14 protein-coding genes and 1 pseudogene are annotated in these 18,003 nt (G+C 64.5%); 10 read left to right on the plus strand and 5 right to left on the minus strand.

The annotated features are described in order from the left end of the window. Window positions 1–4 precede the first annotated feature (4 nt). The gene (locus IV498_RS08765; RefSeq protein ID WP_269046181.1) at window positions 5–181 is read right to left on the minus strand and encodes a hypothetical protein; all 177 of its coding nucleotides are present in this window, start codon (window positions 179–181) and stop codon (window positions 5–7) included. Between the two features lie 136 nt (window positions 182–317). On the opposite strand from IV498_RS08765, the gene IV498_RS08770 reads away from it, so the two are divergent. Further along, window positions 318–1,664 carry a DUF5719 family protein gene (locus tag IV498_RS08770; protein ID WP_269046182.1) on the plus strand — a complete coding sequence of 449 codons (1,347 nt, stop codon included), beginning with the start codon at window positions 318–320 and terminating at the stop codon, window positions 1,662–1,664. A 45-nt stretch (window positions 1,665–1,709) separates the two neighbouring features. Here IV498_RS08770 and IV498_RS08775 read toward each other — a convergent pair whose 3' ends face one another. Further along, the gene (locus IV498_RS08775) at window positions 1,710–2,219 is read right to left on the minus strand and encodes a metallopeptidase family protein (RefSeq protein ID WP_269046183.1); all 510 of its coding nucleotides are present in this window, start codon (window positions 2,217–2,219) and stop codon (window positions 1,710–1,712) included. A gap of 348 nt (window positions 2,220–2,567) precedes the next feature. On the opposite strand from IV498_RS08775, the gene IV498_RS08780 reads away from it, so the two are divergent. The 4 genes from IV498_RS08780 (at window position 2,568) to IV498_RS08795 (ending at window position 6,311) form a co-directional block, all read left to right on the plus strand. Beyond that, the gene (locus IV498_RS08780) at window positions 2,568–2,957 is read left to right on the plus strand and encodes a DUF3499 domain-containing protein (RefSeq protein ID WP_269046184.1); all 390 of its coding nucleotides are present in this window, start codon (window positions 2,568–2,570) and stop codon (window positions 2,955–2,957) included. A gap of 102 nt (window positions 2,958–3,059) precedes the next feature. Further along, window positions 3,060–3,419: a hypothetical protein gene (locus IV498_RS19055; protein WP_442951326.1), complete on the plus strand. Its 360-nt coding sequence runs from the start codon at window positions 3,060–3,062 to the stop codon at window positions 3,417–3,419. Window positions 3,420–3,429: 10 nt separating this feature from the next. After that, complete coding sequence (gene ahcY / locus IV498_RS08790; protein WP_269046185.1) at window positions 3,430–4,923, plus strand: adenosylhomocysteinase; 1,494 nt, start codon at window positions 3,430–3,432, stop codon at window positions 4,921–4,923. 143 nt (window positions 4,924–5,066) lie between these two features. Then, window positions 5,067–6,311, plus strand: coding sequence for a L,D-transpeptidase (locus tag IV498_RS08795; protein WP_269046186.1), 1,245 nt, complete (start codon window positions 5,067–5,069; stop codon window positions 6,309–6,311). A gap of 52 nt (window positions 6,312–6,363) precedes the next feature. Here IV498_RS08795 and IV498_RS08800 read toward each other — a convergent pair whose 3' ends face one another. Beyond that, window positions 6,364–7,185, minus strand: coding sequence for an RDD family protein (locus IV498_RS08800; protein WP_269046187.1), 822 nt, complete (start codon window positions 7,183–7,185; stop codon window positions 6,364–6,366). 34 nt (window positions 7,186–7,219) lie between these two features. On the opposite strand from IV498_RS08800, the gene IV498_RS08805 reads away from it, so the two are divergent. Then, window positions 7,220–8,212 (plus strand): stage II sporulation protein M, encoded by a 993-nt coding sequence (locus IV498_RS08805; protein WP_269046202.1) that lies wholly within the window; start codon window positions 7,220–7,222, stop codon window positions 8,210–8,212. A 76-nt stretch (window positions 8,213–8,288) separates the two neighbouring features. Then, window positions 8,289–9,512 (plus strand): TIGR01906 family membrane protein, encoded by a 1,224-nt coding sequence (locus IV498_RS08810; protein WP_269046188.1) that lies wholly within the window; start codon window positions 8,289–8,291, stop codon window positions 9,510–9,512. A gap of 21 nt (window positions 9,513–9,533) precedes the next feature. Here the strand turns inward: IV498_RS08810 and IV498_RS08815 are convergent. Beyond that, window positions 9,534–11,210, minus strand: a pseudogene (locus IV498_RS08815) (dolichyl-phosphate-mannose--protein mannosyltransferase). Window positions 11,211–11,320: 110 nt separating this feature from the next. Between IV498_RS08815 and rsmI the strand changes: the two are divergent. Beyond that, entirely contained in the window at window positions 11,321–12,271 is a 951-nt protein-coding gene (gene rsmI, locus IV498_RS08820; RefSeq protein ID WP_269046189.1) for a 16S rRNA (cytidine(1402)-2'-O)-methyltransferase, read from the plus strand. A 57-nt stretch (window positions 12,272–12,328) separates the two neighbouring features. Here rsmI and IV498_RS08825 read toward each other — a convergent pair whose 3' ends face one another. Continuing rightward, window positions 12,329–15,556: a glycoside hydrolase family 2 TIM barrel-domain containing protein gene (locus IV498_RS08825; RefSeq protein WP_269046190.1), complete on the minus strand. Its 3,228-nt coding sequence runs from the start codon at window positions 15,554–15,556 to the stop codon at window positions 12,329–12,331. Between the two features lie 193 nt (window positions 15,557–15,749). On the opposite strand from IV498_RS08825, the gene IV498_RS08830 reads away from it, so the two are divergent. Together IV498_RS08830 and IV498_RS08835 are read left to right on the plus strand one after the other, a co-directional pair. Further along, window positions 15,750–16,364 carry a TetR/AcrR family transcriptional regulator gene (locus IV498_RS08830; RefSeq protein ID WP_269046191.1) on the plus strand — a complete coding sequence of 205 codons (615 nt, stop codon included), beginning with the start codon at window positions 15,750–15,752 and terminating at the stop codon, window positions 16,362–16,364. Between the two features lie 124 nt (window positions 16,365–16,488). Further along, entirely contained in the window at window positions 16,489–17,985 is a 1,497-nt protein-coding gene (locus IV498_RS08835) for an NAD-dependent succinate-semialdehyde dehydrogenase (RefSeq protein ID WP_269046192.1), read from the plus strand. The last annotated feature ends 18 nt before the right edge of the window (window positions 17,986–18,003 follow it).

An 18,003-nucleotide genomic window follows, 5' to 3' on the forward strand; every position in this document is an offset into this window, starting at 1 on the left:
ACATTCAGCCGAGCACGGACCAGGCCCCGCCCGCGGCTTCGTTCCGCACCCGGACCACCGGACGACGACGGCGCATGGTCACCTCGTTGTTGGCAGGCTTAGGTGTCGCCGTCGCTGCGGCTGGCGTCATCACGGCCGGGTCGATCCTGCCGGCTCCTCCCGCATCCAGGACGACAGACACAGTTCCTGTCGCCCTACCCGCCGGGCAGAGCGTGCGAAGCTGCCCCGGACCGGCCCGGTTGCTGACGGGCACCGGGGCCGGCAGCGATCCGCAGTTTTCACCCGTATCATCCAGCTCTAAGACCGCGGTACGCGCGATGCTGCTCAGCTCGGAGCGCGGGGCGCTCCCCAAGACGGTTCTGGACCCGCTGGGACCGGGCGGCCCGCTGGCCACACTGGCTCCCGCGCCATCGGCCGCCGAAGCCGCTGCCGCAGCCCAGGCCGTACCTTCGCAGCCGGACGCACCGGATAGCCGCAGCGCCGCCATACTGGCGCTGCACAGCGTCGGCGCACCGTCGGTGCTGCGGGCCGAGCCGCTCGGGGGGCGGCAGACGACGGCCAACGGTCTGCTCACCTATACCGCTGTCGACGGAGACTTGGCCGGACTGGCCGCGGCCAATTGCCAAGCGCCGTCGAATGAGGCATGGCTAATGGGTGCCAGCACCACGGTGGGACGCACCGCCGTGCTGAACATCGTGAACCCGTCCTCCACGGCGGCCACGGTCAGCCTGGATCTGTACGGCGACCAGGGAGTTCTGCCGGCTCCCGGCGCCAAGGGACTGCTGGTTCCGGCAGGGACCAAGCGGTCAATTGTGCTGGCTGGTCTCGCTGCCGATCAGAAGAACCTGGCCGTGCGGCTCAAAAGCACAGGTGGACCGGTTGCAGCCAGTATCCAGCAATCCGTCCTGCGCGGGCTGACTCCCGGCGGCGTGGAGATTCTGAACCCCGTGGCAGGGCCCGCGGTGCGGCAGGTGATTACCGGCGTCGACGTTCAGGACCCCAAGCTGGCGGCGGACCTCACAGCCCAGGCCGGCTATGCCGACGCAGCCGCCGCCCTGCAGGTCGTTGTGTCCAGCGGTGCTGACGCCCTCGTCCAGGTCAAGGTCTATGGCACCAGTGGTCAAAGCCCGCTGCCCCACGGCGGAGTTTTTACAGCCAAGGCCGGCAGCGTCTCGCAACTGCCGCTCACCGGACTTCCAGCCGGCACCTACACCGTGGAGGCCCGCTCTGACTCCGCCTTCGCCGCAACCGCGCGGGTGGTTCATGGCAGCAAGGCCGGGCAGCGGCTGGACTTCGGGTTTTCCGCAGCGGCCGAACAGTTGGGCAGTGGATCGTTGATCATCCTGCCCAAGGATGCGGCCTCGCGACTGTCGTTCGGGGTGCCGGAGGGCCGGGCGAAAGTCGCGCTGGTACCCGTCACCAGCGCGGGGAAACTCCTGCCGGTCAAGACCGTCGATGTTGCGGGCGGAACCACCGTACTGGTGGACCCACTGCAGCTGGGAGGCAGCTCGGCAGCAGGATTTATCGCCTCGGCCACCGGCGACCCGGTCTATGGCGCGCAGCTGTTCACGGGCAGCGGAAAGGACAATACAGCAGTGTCGGTACTGGGCATTCCCCGCAGCGTGGCAGGGGAACAAAGCGTGAACGTCATTCTCGGGTATTAGCCCGGCAGAACCTCGGCGCGTGCATCCAGACCCTGGTTGGCGAACCTAAAAGCGCCGTGGCCGCCGGAAAATCGGATCCACGGTTTCCGGCGCGACATTGAGGATTCCGGCTGCCTGCTCGATGACCACCTCGTGGACTATCTCGCGCAGTTCATCGAAATTATCCGCGATCTGCTCGATCGGCCGGCGGTAGATGATAATGCTCGCCGCCCCCTCGACCCCCGCGGCGCGGCAGATTCCCAGTGGAGCCCGCTCGCCGGCTGCGACCAGCTCCTCGAGTGAGCCTGGGATGTCCTCGACGATAAAGTTCACCGCTTCCATCGCAGCACCCCACAGCTCGTTCAGCCGCTCCGCGGATTCCATCACCACTTCGTCAAATTTATCCCCGCGGGTTCGGATGCCGGGCAGCGGTGGCAGCAGCAGATCCCCCCGCAGACCGCGGCCGTGCCGGTTCCGCCGTCGGGCGCGGAATGACCGCCCCCGGGAGGTTACTGAACCGTCGATCCGGGGCTGCAGCGTGATGCTGAAACCGGATACGTTGGACTCGAACTCCATACCTCGACTCTACCTCCCCAAACCCGTTTCCCGTCGTTAAATCCACAGCTCAAGCCGACCCTCGCACGGCCCTCCGTGGCCCGTACTGTGACCGGCCGGTGGTGGGCCCCGGTGGCGTTACGGCAATTCTGAACCAATGCTGTCCGCCGGCATCGGATTTGGCATCCGTCGGGACCGGAGCGGTTGCGGACGGGCATCGGACCTGGCATCCGTCGGGACCGGAGCGGTTGCGGACGGGCATCGGACCTGGCATCCGTCGAGACCGGAGCGGTGCAGGACCAGGCGCAGCCTGCAGAGCGGAACCGCGGTTCTGCCGGCCTTTGCGCCAAAGCCGGGTAACCTTGAAGCGTGGGAAACATGCGCCAGTGTTCAAGATCAGCGTGCCGGGAATCGGCAGTCGCAACGCTGACGTATGTCTATTCGGATTCGACGGCGGTGCTCGGGCCGCTGGCTACTTTCGCTGAACCGCACTGCTACGACCTGTGTCCATTGCATGCAGGCCGACTGACCGTTCCGCGCGGCTGGGAAGTCGTCCGGCTTACGCTGCCGGCATTGGCCCCCGCCGCAGACCCGGATGACCTGCTGGCCTTGGCTGACGCCGTGCGCGAAGGAGTCAGCGTTCCTCCCGATGATGGCCCCTTGACCCAGCGCGGCGTCCGGTCCTCCCTGGAACCACCTGCCGGTGCCGCAGCGAGCCAGGGCATGCGTCGCGGACACCTGCGCATTCTGCGGGACTAAGGCGTCGGCGCTACGCTGGAGCCAGCCCCCGTTCCGTCCAGCTGGATTTTCTTTGAGCGATATTCTGTCAGCAGATCCCATCGAGTGAGGAAGTAAATTTCCATGTCCCTTGTCAGAGATGAGCTCCTGGCCGTTCTGCGCTGCCCCGTAACGAGGTCCTCGCTGGTTCCTCAGGGCGACGAGCTGGTCAGCACGGTTGATGGCCCCGACGGTCACAGGCTGCGGTACGGCATTGAGGACGGGATCGTTCTGCTGCTGCGTCCGGAGCAGCTCCCGGCCGCTTCCGCAGCTGGTTCCGACCAGCACGACGGCGGTGCCCCCGTCGTGCTTTCCGCTCCATCCGCGGCGGCAGAGCCTGCAGCCGCTGCCCCGCCCTCCGATGCTGCCCCGCGCTCCGACGCTTCCCCGCATCCCGAAGCTTCCCCGCATCCCGAAGCTTCCCCGCACCTCGACGCCTCCTAAGGACCAGCCCGTGACCTTCGATTTCAAGATTGCCGACATTTCCCTGGCCGAGGCCGGCCGGCACCAGATCCGCTTGGCCGAACACGAGATGCCCGGACTGATGTCGCTTCGCCGCGAATTTGGCGCCGCCCAGCCGCTGAAGGGAGCCCGGATTGCCGGTTCACTGCATATGACAGTGCAGACAGCGGTGCTGATTGAAACTCTGGCTGCCCTTGGCGCGGAAGTCCGCTGGGCGTCCTGCAATATTTTTTCCACCCAGGACGAGGCGGCTGCCGCCATTGTGGTCGGGCAGGGTACGCCGGCTGATCCACAAGGTGTCCCGGTCTTCGCCTGGAAAGGCGAATCGCTGGAGGAATACTGGTGGACGGCGCAGCAGATTCTGAGCTGGCCGGGAGCCGAGAGCGATCCGGCGCTCGGTCCGAACATGATTCTCGACGACGGCGGCGACGCCACCATGCTGGTGCACTTGGGCGTCGAATATGAGGCGGCGGGCGCCGTACCTGACGCGTCGGAGGATGATCCGGGGGAGTTCGGCATCATTTTGGACGTGCTGCGCGCCTCGCTGCGCCAGGATCCGCAGAAGTGGACCAGGATCGCCGGGGGAATCCTGGGTGTGACTGAGGAGACCACCACCGGCGTCCACCGCTTGTATCAGCTGGCTGAGCAGCGGAAGCTGCTCTTTCCGGCGATTAACGTCAATGACTCGGTCACCAAGAGCAAGTTCGACAACAAGTACGGCATCCGGCACTCGCTGCCCGACGGCATCAACCGGGCCACGGATGTGCTGATGGGCGGCAAGGTCGCCGTCGTCTGTGGCTACGGCGACGTGGGCAAGGGCGCGGCGGAAGCACTCCGCGGGCAGGGTTCGCGGGTCATTGTCACCGAAATCGACCCCATTTGCGCCCTGCAGGCCGCCATGGACGGCTATCAGGTGGCGAAGCTTGAATCGGTGCTGGCCACCGGCGATATCTTCATCACCACCACCGGCAACAAGGACGTCATTCTGGCGGAGCACATGCTGGCCATGAAGGACAAGGCCATCGTGGGAAACATCGGTCACTTCGACAATGAGATCGATATCGCCGGGTTGGCCAAAACGCCTGGAGCGCGTCGGGTGGAGATTAAGCCACAGGTCCACGAATGGGTCTTCGCGGCCGACGAAGCGGCCGGCAGCGCCGAGCGCTCCATCATCGTGCTCTCCGAGGGGCGACTGCTGAATCTCGGAAACGCCACGGGTCATCCGTCGTTTGTGATGAGCAATTCGTTTGCCAACCAGACCATTGCGCAGATGGAGATTTTCACCAAGCGCGGGCAGACCGATGCCGAGGGAAATCCGGAATACGCGAACAAGGTCTACGTGTTGCCCAAGATTTTGGACGAAAAGGTGGCCCGGCTGCATTTGGCCGCGCTTGGTGTGGAATTGACCGAACTCTCCAAGGAACAGGCGGAATACCTCGATGTGGACGTCGCCGGCCCCTACAAGGCTGATCACTACCGCTACTGAGCTGGTTGGCCGGAAGTTCCGCTATGCGGGTGCCGCTGGGAGGTATGGCGTAAAATTTAGACAGTAGCCTTCGTGGGCTGCACGCACGAGGGCCGACAGTCACGGGGTCGGCATTCATGCCGCTATGCCTGATGGGGAGATAAATGCGGGTGTTTCGAGCTAGTAAACGCAGCGGCAAAGGCTGGAAAATCGGAGTTGTCACGGCGCTCTGCGTGACTGCCGTCGCGGGCGGCGTCGGAGCGGCATCCGCCCCGACGTGGGCCGGATCTGCCGACGTCCCGCACGCACAGGGTCCACTGCGCAGCTCCGAAGCGGCGGCGGCCCCGAACGTGAAAACGCCGCGCTTGGCCACGACTCCGACCGACGGCGCGCAAGAGGTCAATCCGGCGGCACCCGCCAGTGTCAAGGCCGTGGACGGCACCATCACGACGGTGGCTCTGACCGAGACGAACTCCGGCGCCGCCGTCGACGGCACCATCAGCGCCGATGGCTCGAGTTGGACGGCCGCCGGACCACTGACATTCGATACCGCGTACAGCTACGACATCGCGGTCACCGACACAGCCAATCGTCTCACGCATCGGACGCAGACCTTCAGTACCGTCCCGGCCAGGAACGAGGCTGACGCCGCCGTTTATCCACAGGATTACCAGAAGGTCGGAGTAGCGCAGCCGGTCCAGATCACCTTTAGTGAACCAGTGACCAACAAGGCGGCCGTGGAGAAAGCCATTCGGATTACGACGACGGCGCATCAGGTGGGTGCCTTCCGCTGGTACAGCGACAAGATGGTTCGATTCAGACCCAAGGATTTTTGGGCCGCCAACAGCACCATCAAGGTAGACATGAAGCTGTTTGGCGTCGACTTCGGCAAGGGCCAGATCGGTAACTTCAACAAATCCATCACCATTCCGATCGGCGACAAAAAAGTGATGATTGCCGACTCCACCCACCATGTTGCCGACGTCTCGATCAATGACAAACCGGCAAAACACTTCCTTGTCACCATGGGCGATAAGCGCTTCCCCTCGGCGTCCGGGTACCTGGTGCTGATGGGCCATCAGCGGCGCGCGCATTTCGTCGCCGCGAGCATCGGACTAAAGCCCGGCGACCCGGCCAACTATGGTGAGTTGGACGTCAATTACGCCACCCGACTGACCACCAGCGGCGAATTTATTCATCAGGCCACTGATTCCGCTGTGGTATATATCGGCAAGCTGAACCTCTCGCACGGCTGCATCGGGATGAACGCGGACGGTGCTTCCTGGGTGTTCAACCACATGGGGGTGGGAGACGTGGTGAAGGTTATCAACAGCGCCAGCGAATCGGCCGCAGCAACGGATGGCTTCGGTGACTGGAACATCCCTTGGGCCAAGTACGCCTCCCGCTGAAGCAGAGGAATCGCACCAGCCCCGCGCCGGTGCATCAGTCCCATCCGATGCGTCAGTCCCGGTCGGGCTGTTCGTCCTGGCTGAAAGGCAGCCGATAGAGCCTTCGGGCGAGCCGGTCCGAGCGGTCCCGGGATGCGCTGAACCGACGCAGATCCCGGTCCCGGCGCTCGGCTGTCAGCGCGGCCAGGAAGGCGTCCGGCAGTGTCCCCGGCGGCGGTGGCGGGGAGACAAAGGCGCTGGCTTCGGTGGCCAGCGAGGCTGCTAATTGGATCCGGGAAGCAGGGGACATCCGGGAAGCCTGCCGCAGGAACACGGAAATGCGGCGTGCCAGGGGATCGGGCAACCGGCCGATGTCCGCCAGCTGCGCCCATGGTTGCAGGTAGGCCGGAGTGTTTAGGATCAGCCCCGCGGCCGGGACCACCCGCTCACGCAGCGAGTAGGTGCCCGCGAGCATGTCACCGAGGCGCTTTGAGCGCTCGTTAAACAGCGAGACAAGAAAAGCCACGGAACCGAACGTGAGATAGAGCTCGAAGAAGCCCAGCAGACCACGAATCAAGGCGTGCCGAAACCGGATGGCGCCGCCGTCGTCGCGCACCACCCGCAAACCCATCACCAACTTACCCAGCGACTTTCCCCGGCTGAGGGTCTCGACCGCTATCGGCAGGGCAACGAAGATCGAGAGCACGCTGGTCAAGATTAGAACCTTGGCTGCGGCCGGGTCCAGCACATCAGGGACCGCGCCCAGGACAATGAAAAAAGCAAGCGCCAGCAGAATCTGGACAACGACGTCGATTCCGGCACCCAGCGCCCGGCCCGCAAAGGAGGCCGGCCGCAGTTCCAGGATCACGGCCTCGCCCGTGATGATCGAGCTCATATGTTCAGTCTAGAGCGCAGGATAGGCTGTGACTGTGGACCCGGATGCCTTTGCGGCAGTACATCAATCCCAGTGGGACCGGCTGGACGTACTGGGCCGGCAGCGGCGTTTGAGCGGATCCGAGGCCGACGAGCTGCTCAGGTTGTACCAGAGCACCTCGGCCCACCTGTCCCTGCTCCGCTCCGTCGCCCCGGAAGGCGCCCTGTCCGCGCTGCTGTCCACCCGGTTGGCACGGGCCAGAACGCGTTTTACCGGAGCCCGGTCAAATTTCATGGAGGATGTGGCCCGGTTCTTTGTGCTGTCGCTGCCGGCAGCCTTTTACCGAATCCGTTGGCTGACGCTGGCGGTAGGCGGTGCTTTCGCAGTGATCGCGGTGCTGTATGGACTGTGGGCGCTCAATAACCCGGACGTGCTGCGTGCGTTGGGCAGTGATGCCCGGCTGCAGCGTCTGGTGGACCGCGATTTCGTCGACTATTACTCGCAGAACCCGGCGGCGTCATTTTCCGGCCAAGTCTGGACCAACAATGCCTGGATCGCTGTCCAGTCCGTGGCGCTCGGCATCACGGGGGCCTTCGTGCCGTATCAGATTTACCAAAACGCCCTTAACGTTGGGCTGACCGGTGGCGTGATGTTCGCCTACGGCCGCGGTGGCGTGTTTTTCAGCTACATCCTGCCGCACGGGCTCATGGAGCTCACCGCGATCTTTGTGGCAGGTGCTGCCGGGCTGCGCATTTTTTGGTCCTGGATATCGCCCGGGCCACGCCCGCGGGCGACGGCGTTGGCACAGGAAGCACGCTCACTGATCACCGTGGCCATCGGCCTGGTTTTTGTTTTCCTCGCTTCCGGGCTGGTGGAGGGATTTGTAACGCCGAGTGCGCTGCCGGTCTGGGCCAAAATCGGCATCGGCGCCGCGGTCCTGGCCGGGTACTGGGGATACACACTCTATTTCGGCGGCCGCGCCTATCGCGCGGGGGAGCGGGGAGACCTTGACAGCCAGGACACTGGCGACCAGATAACCGCTGCTTGAGTGGCGCATCGTGGATCAATGCGGTGCCCGCCCGGGGTGGCAGTGCGGCCATGACCGGCCGGAAAGGTACCCTCAAATGGTGAGTGAGAACAAAACCCCCGGCCGGCAGCAAGAGACGCAAACCATTGTGCAAGGTGGCGTGCGCGGCGACGGCTCGTCCGATGGAGCACGGCAGTCCGAGGAATCGGTCCTGGATGCGGCCAAACACGATGATGACGCACCTCCGCGCAGTTCCACCAAGGAGTCTGCCGGTGGCGAAGACCCACCGTCGACCGCGGCTCTTCCGCACCCTCCGCTCAACCCGGATGGAGCGCCGGATAATGCTGCGGTTGCGCCACACGGCGCCCACTCCGCCGCTGCGGAGGTGGCTCCGCGGTCCGGCGCCGCAAAAAGCGCCCTCCCGATGCGTCCGGCCGTCAAGCTGCCTGATCTGTCCTCGTATGAAAGTCCCGCCCAGGCCTCGAACCCGCAGGGCGCAGAAGTTTTCAGCGAACCGCTGCCCACCGCCTCCCTTCAGGTCCGTCCGCCCCAGGACGAAGTGGACAGGCGCTCCTCTGAACGGGACCGTGCAGCCACGGCCCAGCCGGTGTTGCCCCGCGTTATGCAAGTGCTGTTGGGCGTTTTCTATCCGGTCGTGCTCCTTGTCCTGGCCATTCGGTTGATCACCACGCCGCTGTTCCTCTGGGTCGAGTATCACCGCCCGGGATTTCCGCCGGACACCTTCGGATTCAGCACCGACGACCGGATAACCTATGGGTCCTACACTGTCGACTACCTGCTCAACGTCGCCGGCCCGCGATACCTGGGGGGACTGGTTGGCACCAACGGCCGCCAACTGTTCGCCACAGGTGAAGTGAGCCACATGGCGGACGTTAAGTCGGTCATTACGATGGCCTTCACCGTCTGCGCCATACTCGCGGTCGGAATGATCATCGCATTGGTTTATCTGCGCCGGCATCGCGTGGGCGGAATCCGGCGGGGCCTTTTCGCCGGCTCCATCATCACCTTGGTGCTGGTGATTGGCTTGGGGATTCTCGCCTTCCTTGGCTGGGAGACCTTCTTCACGGACTTCCACCACATCTTCTTCAAGAACGGTACCTGGACGTTCTACCTTGACGACACCTTGATTCGGCTTTTCCCGAGCCAGTTCTGGATTGACTCGGGTTTGGTTATCGGCGCCGCAGTCTTCCTGGTTTCGACTTTGACGCTGGCATTCACCTGGCCCACCAAGCGGAGGAGGCAGCTCAGCGCCCGAGCGAAGAACCCGGTCCAGGGCCGCAGGGTGGCCACCGAAAACTGAACCGGCTCGTTGCGGGGAAGCTCAGATCCAGCTGGGCATCCACATGTGGTTTTTCCAGTCCTGGTAGGGAATCATCTGGGCCGTCCAAATGGGATAGAAGTACGCCGAGACGACGATGGCCAGCACCAGGAAGAGTCCAACCAGAAGCGCTCCCTGTTGTCTGCGCCAAGGTGGATCCGTGGCGCGGCCGAGCACCAGACCGATGACAAAGACCAGTGCCAAAATTAGGAACGGCTCGTACGCAATGGCGTAGAAGAAGAAAATGGTTCGGTTGGGGTACATCAGCCACGGCAGATAACCGGCGGCAAGACCGGCGAGGATGCCACCCGCACGCCAGTCACGGCGGGCGATCCACTAGACGATCAGGAATACCGCCGCGAGGGCTGCGGACCACCAGATCACGGGGTTTCCCACCGAGGAGACCACGGCGGCGCAGCTGTCCGCCAGGCAGCCTTTTTCGCCATGCTTTGGATAATCGGTATAGAACGACGTTGGCCGTCCCATCACCAGCCAGGACCAGGCGTTGGCTTTGTAAGGGTGGTCGGAGCTCAGCCCGGTGTGAAAGTTGTAAGCGGTGACGTGGTAGTGCCAAAGTGAGCGCAGCGAATTTGGAATCCAGCCCCACGATCCCCCTGGATTGGACTCGGCCCAGTGCCGGTCGTAGGAATTGTTGGCCAGGAACCACCCGGTCCAGCTGGCAATATACGTGACGGCGGCTACGGGCACCAAGGCCACGAAGGCAAAAAGACCGTCCTTGAAAATGCCGGCCGCCATCCACGAGCGGATTCCGGCGACCCGTCGGGCACTGATATCCCAGCAGAGAGTCAGCAGGCCGAAGGCGACCAGGAAAAACACGCCGGACCACTTTGTCCCCATGCAAAGTCCCAAACAGATCCCGGCCACCAGCCGCCAGGGCCGCACCCCAAGCCACGGACCGTAGGCGAGGCTCCGCACCCGCGGCAGGCCGCCAGCCTTGCCGCGGGCGCCAGCCAACGCTGCCACCCGTCTGGCCAGCCGCCGTCGCCCGTCGTCACGGTCCAGAAGCAGCGCTCCGAAGGCGGCCAGTGCCCAAAACATCACGAAAATGTCCAGCAGCGAGGTGCGGGACTGAACGATTGCGTGCCCATCGACGGCGAAGAGCAGTCCGGCAATGGCACCGAGGATCGTGGATCGGAGCATCTTTTGCGCGATCAATGCGATCAGAAAAATGGAGATCGTTCCGACGACGGCGGCCGAAAAGCGCCAGCCGAACGTGCTGGACGGGCCAAAAAGCCACATGCCGAAGGCGATCATCCACTTGCCCACGGGCGGGTGGACCACGTATTCCGGTGTTTGCTGGAGGACGCTGAAATCGCCAACGTTGAAATGGTCGTTGGCCTTGTCCGGCCAGCTCCGCTCGAAGCCGCTCTGCAGCAGCGAGTATGCGTCCTTGACGTAATAGGTCTCGTCAAAAATGAGCGAGTTGGGCTGCCCGAGGCGGACAAACCGTAAAATCCCACCGAGGACCGCCATCATCGCCGGGGCGAGCCAGAACCACAGGCGCAGGGACAGCGGTGTCTCCCGCCACCGCCAGCGCGCGCCGGCAAGGCGAGCCATCAGGGCCGGGAAGGTGAATGCCGTCCGAGGATCCTGTACCCAAGTGGCAGTGGCAAGCTGCGCCGGCGGCAGCGGCGGAGCCGGGGTCCCGGCGGCGTTCAAACTCACTTGCCCATGCTACCGCCGCACCCTGACTGGACCGCTCGGGTCCGGAACATGTCGGCGGATGCGACATAACGGCGGCAGGCATCCACGACAGTAGGCTGGTGAGCATGGACGAACAACAGTTTGGCAGCATTGGCCCCGACGGTGGAGGGCCAGCCGGCGCTGGTGGATCGGTCCAACCTGGCGAAGAAGCGGGGCCGCCGCTGGAACAACCCGGAAGGGCTGGCGTCGGGTACATCATTCTGGCGGCGACACCAATTGGGAACATGGGGGACGCTTCCGCGCGGCTGATCGAGTGGCTCGCCGCTGCTGATCTTATTGCGGCCGAGGACACCCGGCGACTGCACCGCCTCGTTCAGGCGCTGGGTGTCTCGATCACGGGCCGAGTCATCAGTTATCACGAACACAATGAGGCCAGCCGGACGCAGGATCTGCTGGAACAGGTCGGTGCCGGAAAGACGCTGCTGATGGTGACGGATGCCGGCATGCCGGCGGTATCGGATCCGGGCTTCCGGCTGGTTGAAGCCGCTGCGGCCGCGGGAATCAGAATTACGGCTGTTCCGGGACCATCCGCGGTCCTGACGGCATTGGCGCTGTCCGGCTTGCCCACCGACCGATTCTGCTTCGAAGGGTTCCTGCCGCGTAAAACCGGTGAACGGGCCGGGCGGCTGGCCGAATTGGCTTCCGAGCGCCGGACGATGGTCTTCTTCGAGGCTCCGCATCGCCTGGAACCGATGCTGCGGGCACTCGACGAAGCATTTGGCCCGCAGCGCCGTGCCGCCATTGCACGCGAGTTGACGAAGACGTATGAACAGGTACTGCGGGGTTCGCTGCGGGAAATGCTCGAATGGGCTGAAGCCGCGGACGTTCGGGGTGAGATCGCCGTCGTCGTCGCCGGTGCCTCCGAAAGCTCGGCGTCCCGGCCGGAGGACTCCGTGGAGGCGGTAAATCAGCTGATGGCTACCGGGATCCGGCTCAAGGATGCCGTTGCGGCCGTCGCTGAGGATGCCAGAATCAGCAAGCGGGAACTTTACAGCGCAGTCCTCGCGGCGCGCTGAACCGGCAGCGCCGAACCGGCGCGCTGAACCGGCGGCGCCGAACCGGCGCGCCTCCTGCTACTCCGCTGCCGAGATGCGCAGCGTCAGGGTGCGCGCCTCCGGCCGCAGTGCAAAGTCCGGCCATACGTCAGGACCACACGCGCGCGAACCCAGCCCGTGCTGGGCCGCGTCGAGGTAGAGGTAACTGTGCTCGCTGCGGGGCAGCTCGTGTGGATGGCGGGCGGCACTGAGCTGTTGCGCCGTGTGCCGCACCAGCGTGAAGCCGGGACGGCGGCCTAGGGCATCGGGAATGGCCTCGATGCGCAGCCACGGCTCCGCATCACTGCTGAGTTCGAGGGTGCGCAGATCGCTTCGGTGGCCGCTCTCCTGCGGCTTTTCGTATCGCACAGTGAGGTCGTCCAGCCCCGCGGAATAGTGCCCGACGAGCGCGGCATGTTTGCTGTCCGGATACGATTCCCGGGGCCCGGTCCCGAACCAGGAGGCATGCTTGACGGATGCCGGCAGGTCGAAGCGCACACCCAGCCGCGGCCACACCATGTTCCATTCCGAAGTTGGCGCCATGTCTACGCGCAGCCAGAGCACGCCGTCGAGAAGCTGCCACGATTCCTCCACCAAAACCGCGTTCCGGCTGTCGGCGGGTGCCCAACGGGTGCGGCGGTGGAGGCCGCCGTCGATCGCGGTAATCGCCTCGACCCGGGCGGTGAGGCGGTCCAGTCCGGCTGTGCGCCAGATCTCGGCCGACGACGGCGACGGAACGCCGTTTCCGTCGTGCAGCCAGGGGTCGGCCAAGTCGTAGCTGCCGCGCCCCTGCCCATTGTCGTTGTCGGTCGGGGCGCGCCACAGTTCCAGCCGCGGTCCGGCGACGGATGCGCCGGCCAGTTCGCTCAGACGGCCTTCGTCGAACACTGCTGGACCCAAAGTCGTGGAACCCGATGCGCTGAGCCCGGACGAGGCCGCCGCGGCAATGCCTCTAAAGTCGTTGCCCCTTAAATCGATCTGTTCGGAAGTGGATGTGGATGCCGCCGGCCGGGGCGTCCGGTGCCGTGGCCTGGGCGCAGAGAGATCCAGCTGCACCGCGGAGATCACATGGCCGGCCGGCGCCCAGGGGGTGGCTTCGCGCAGCACGGCTTCAAGGGTGAACCAGGTTTCGCGATGGGCGTCAGTGGAAAGCGCGGGCAGCGGGACGGATGCCGATTCCCCCGCGGCCAGTGCTGAACCCGACAGCCCCGTGACGGCGAGCTCGCCCGCTTCACTTGGAACGCCGTCGAACTCCACGCGCCAGCGAAACACGAGGTCCGCCGCGTTCTTCGAATGCCGCAGGTTCGTGACGGTAACGTATCGCCCGCGGTCAGCCGGGCCGCCGTCTGCCGGGCCACCGGCAGTGTCAAAGTGCAGTCGGATCGGGGCTGCGACCTGCTTATATTCGAACAGTCCCGGACTCGGCGTTGAGTCGGAGAGCACCATGCCGTCCATGACGAAATTGCCATCGTGCACCACCTCGTCGAAGTCGCCACCGTAGCCGAAGAACTCGGTTCCATCTGCCGAATGGGTGCGGATTCCGTGATTGCGCCATTCCCAGACGAAGCCGCCATGCAGCCTCGGGTAGCGGTCCACCAGATCCTCATATTGGTCGATGGCACCCGGGCCGTTGCCCATCGCGTGGACGTACTCACACAGAATGAACGGCTTTGTGCGCTGCCGGGCCGACTCCGCCGCGGAGCAACCGAGCAGCAGCGAGCGGGAGTCGCCGCGCCCGATGGCCGTAGTCTCGGGCACCGAGGAGTACATCCGCGAGTAGACGTCGGTGTAGGCCCCGCTGTAGTCGCCCTCATAGTGCACGGGCCGGGAGGCATCCTTGGCATGTGCCCAGGCCGCCATCGCCGCGAGGTTTGCTCCCGTCCCCGATTCGTTGCCGAGCGACCACATCACAATAGAGGGATGGTTCTTGTCCCGCTCGATGGTGCGCTCGATGCGGTCCAGGAACGCCGCACGCCAGGCCGGCTCGTCACTGGGGTTGTCCACCCAGTTATGTGCGACAAAACCGTGGGTCTCAACATCGCACTCGAGCACCACCCAAAAACCCAGCTCGTCGGCCAAGTCCAGCAGGCGCGGATGCGGCGGATAATGGCTGGTACGGATCGCATTGACGTTGAACTGCTTCATCATGGTCAGGTCGGCGCGCGCAAACTCCTCATCGAAAACGCGGCCGCGATCGGGATGCGTCTCGTGCCGGTTCATGCCGTGGAAGACAACCCGACGTCCGTTTACCAGGAAGCGGTCGCCGGAGATCTCCACGGTGCGGAAGCCCAGCCGCAGCGAAATCGTTTCGGCGGGGCTGGTGACACTCGCTTGGTAGAGCCGTGGGTTTTCTGCGGACCATGGTTCGACGGCGTCGACAGCGACAGGGGCGACCTCCTCGACGGAGTTCCACGTGACGTCGATACCTAGCTCAGGCACGGAGAGCGTAATCGGGTACGCAGCATCCGATGCGCTGATCTCGGGGTGGATCGTGCCTGCTCCGGATCCGCCCGCACTGGCGCCGCGGGCGCCGGACGTGCTTCCGGTACCGGCCGTGCCATCGAAGGACGTGCGAAGCCATGCGTCGTCGATTCCGCCGACGGGCCGTGCCTGCAGTGTCACGTCCCGGAAGATCCCAGGCAGCCACCACTGATCCTGGTCTTCAAGGTAGCTCGAGGCCGACCACTGGTGCACCCGCACCGCCACGAGATTTGAACCGGGGTGCACGGCGTTCGTGACATCGAATTCCTGCGCCAAGCGGCTGCCAACGCCGACGCCGATCAGGTTGCCATTAACCCAGACCTTGTACCGCGACTCAACACCGTCGAACCGCAGTACGATCGATTCGGCATCCAGCCACGACGCGGGCAGATCGAAAGATCGCCGGTAGTCGCCCGTTGGGTTTTCATCCGGTACATTGGGCGGGTCGGTCGGGAAGGGAAACTGCACATTGGTGTAGATGGGCTTCCCGTAGCGTCCCTCGCCCTGCAGCACCCAGTGCGCCGGCACCGCGATGCTGTCCCAGGAGGAATCATCCAAGCCCACTTCGGCGATGCCTTCCAACGTCTCTTCCGCCGGCAGGACGCCGCGTCCGCCCGGTGTTCCGGGCGCGCCGGCCAGCAGTCGAAACTGCCAGTTCCCATTGAGTGACAGGGCAGGCGCGTCGGTGTGCAACCAGGATCGGGCAGGCATCCGGCGGCCGGAGCCGGGGCCCCGATCAATCAGATATGACACGTCGGGATCGGTGCTGTGCTCGGGTGCTGTCATTGGTTCACTGCTCCTTCTTCAAGTCTGCCGTGCAGGACGACCAAGGCACGGTCACGGTGATGTGGACACGGAAACTCTGGGAAAGCTGTGCGAGCACCCGCTGAAGCGGATGGAAGCGAGAATAACATAAATCTCGAGTGGACACTCGAAATTCGAGATTTCCTGTCGGGGGACTGCTGTACAGTGACATGCCATGGCTACCGGCGAGAGTGTCCCAGACCGCCGGCGGGGACCGTACGCAAAGTCGACGGAACGCCGTCGTACCATCGTTGCCGCAGCGCACGCCGTTTTTGCGGCCCGCGGCTACCGAGGCGGTTCCCTGCAGGACGTGGCCGATCGGGTCGGCATGAGCCAGACGAGCCTGCTGCACTACTTCCCGACGAAGAGCGACCTGCTGCTCGCGGTGCTGAATTGGCGCGATTCGATCACCGGTGACGGCACTGCACCCTCCGATCCTGACGAGGCTTTCGTCGATGAGATCATCCGGCAGGCCCATTTCAACGAGAGCATCCCCGGCGTCATTGAGCTGTACACCGTGCTTTGCGCGGAATCGGTGACGGAGGACCATCCGGGCCGGAAATACTTTCTTGAACGGTTTGCCACGCTCCGCGGAGTATATGCGCGCTCGCTCACTTCACTCGCCGAGCAGGGAAAGCTGCGTTCGGGAGTTGATCCGGAGCGCGCCGCGGCCTCACTTATCGCGCTTTGGGACGGAATCCAGACTCAGTGGCTGCTCGCGCCGGACAGCATCGATATGGCCGCTGCGCTGCGGGACTATTTCGACCTCATCCTGGCACCCCGGCCGTGAGAAGTTTCCCTCTGTGCAACTGCACAATCGTTGTGCTGGCCCGCCGTGCGGGACTGCGTAGACACCGCCAAGGCAGGAGAACTACGGTGAAGTGAATCAACCGCGCCCCGACGAAGGAGTCCGCATGGCCACGAGTACCCAGACCATTACCGCCCAGCGTGAAAGCGAGCTGCTCGCCAGCATTCCCACTGGATTACTGATAGCTGGTCAATGGCGGCCGGCAGCCTCCGGGAAGACGTTCGACGTCGAGGATCCGTCCACGGGACGCAAGCTGCTTTCACTCGCCGACGCCGGTGCCGAAGATGCGGCCGCGGCCCTGGACGCTGCTGCGGCGGCGCAGGCCTCCTGGGCCCGAACGGCCTCCCGGGAGCGTGGCGAAATCCTTCGCCGTGCTTTTGAGCTGGTCACTGCGCGGGCCGAAGACTTCGCGCTGCTGATGACCTTGGAAATGGGCAAGCCGCTGGCCGAGTCCCGGGGGGAGGTTGTGTACGGCTCCGAGTTCCTGCGCTGGTTTTCCGAGGAGGCCGTTCGTGCCTTCGGGCGCTACTCCGTGAGTCCGGACGGCAAATCCCGCCTGCTGGTGACGAAAAAGCCGGTAGGCCCATGCCTGCTGATCACCCCGTGGAACTTCCCGCTCGCCATGGCCACGCGCAAAATCGCCCCGGCGGTCGCGGCGGGCTGCACCATGGTGCTCAAGCCGGCAAACCTGACCCCACTGACCTCGCAGCTGTTCGCCCAGGTCATGCTCGACGCCGGCCTGCCCGCCGGTGTGCTGAACGTGATCGCCACGACCACGGCCGGACCCACCACGGGCGCCCTGATCAAGGACTCCCGACTGCGCAAACTTTCCTTTACCGGCTCCACCGAGGTTGGGCGGCGGCTGCTTTCGGATGCCTCCGAGATGGTCCTGCGCACGTCCATGGAACTGGGCGGGAATGCACCGTTTGTCGTGTTCGAGGATGCAGACCTGGATGCCGCCGTCGCAGGTGCCATGCTGGCTAAACTGCGCAACATGGGGGAAGCCTGCACGGCAGCCAACCGCTTCATCGTGCACGAGTCCGTCGCCGCTGAGTTCGCGGCTAAGTTCGCGGCAAAAATGTCGGAAATGACGGCTGGGCGAGGGACCGAGGAGAGCACCAAATTGGGGCCGCTCATCGATGCCAAGAGCCGCGATAAGGTCCATGAATTAGTCCAGGATGCGCTCGACGGCGGTGCTGTCGCCATCACCGGCGGCGCGCCCATCGACGGGTTGGGGTACTTTTACCAGCCCACGGTCCTCAAAGACGTCGCCGCCGACGCGCGGATCCTGCGGGAGGAAATATTTGGACCGGTGGCCCCCATAGTGACGTTTGGTACCGAGGAGGAGGCCATTGGCCTGGCCAACAACACCGAGTATGGGCTGGTGGCTTATGTCTACACCCAGGATCTCAACCGTGGCTTGCGGATGGGGGAGCGCCTCGAAACCGGCATGCTTGGCCTGAACGCCGGTGTGGTGTCCAACGCCGCTGCACCCTTCGGCGGAGTCAAGCAGTCCGGTCTGGGCCGGGAGGGCGGCTTGGAGGGGATCGAAGAGTACCTGTACACGCAGTACATCGGCATCGCTGACCCCTACGCCAGCTGATCTCTCCGCCGCTTAACC

Source organism: Paenarthrobacter sp. Z7-10, assembly GCF_026932795.1.
Taxonomy (GTDB): Bacteria; Actinomycetota; Actinomycetes; order Actinomycetales; family Micrococcaceae; genus Arthrobacter_M.

What these genes read in the sequence shown, in the direction of transcription:
- IV498_RS08770 (WP_269046182.1), top strand. Translation starts at nt 318, where the DNA reads ATGCTGCTCAGCTCGGAGCGCGGGGCGCTCCCCAAGACGGTTCTGGAC.
- IV498_RS08775 (WP_269046183.1), bottom strand. Translation starts at nt 2,219, where the DNA reads ATGGAGTTCGAGTCCAACGTATCCGGTTTCAGCATCACGCTGCAGCCC.
- IV498_RS19055 (WP_442951326.1), top strand. Translation starts at nt 3,060, where the DNA reads ATGTCCCTTGTCAGAGATGAGCTCCTGGCCGTTCTGCGCTGCCCCGTA.
- IV498_RS08795 (WP_269046186.1), top strand. Translation starts at nt 5,067, where the DNA reads ATGCGGGTGTTTCGAGCTAGTAAACGCAGCGGCAAAGGCTGGAAAATC.
- IV498_RS08800 (WP_269046187.1), bottom strand. Translation starts at nt 7,185, where the DNA reads ATGAGCTCGATCATCACGGGCGAGGCCGTGATCCTGGAACTGCGGCCG.
- IV498_RS08810 (WP_269046188.1), top strand. Translation starts at nt 8,289, where the DNA reads ATGGTGAGTGAGAACAAAACCCCCGGCCGGCAGCAAGAGACGCAAACC.
- rsmI (WP_269046189.1), top strand. Translation starts at nt 11,321, where the DNA reads ATGGACGAACAACAGTTTGGCAGCATTGGCCCCGACGGTGGAGGGCCA.
- IV498_RS08825 (WP_269046190.1), bottom strand. Translation starts at nt 15,556, where the DNA reads ATGACAGCACCCGAGCACAGCACCGATCCCGACGTGTCATATCTGATT.
- IV498_RS08830 (WP_269046191.1), top strand. Translation starts at nt 15,750, where the DNA reads ATGGCTACCGGCGAGAGTGTCCCAGACCGCCGGCGGGGACCGTACGCA.
- IV498_RS08835 (WP_269046192.1), top strand. Translation starts at nt 16,489, where the DNA reads ATGGCCACGAGTACCCAGACCATTACCGCCCAGCGTGAAAGCGAGCTG.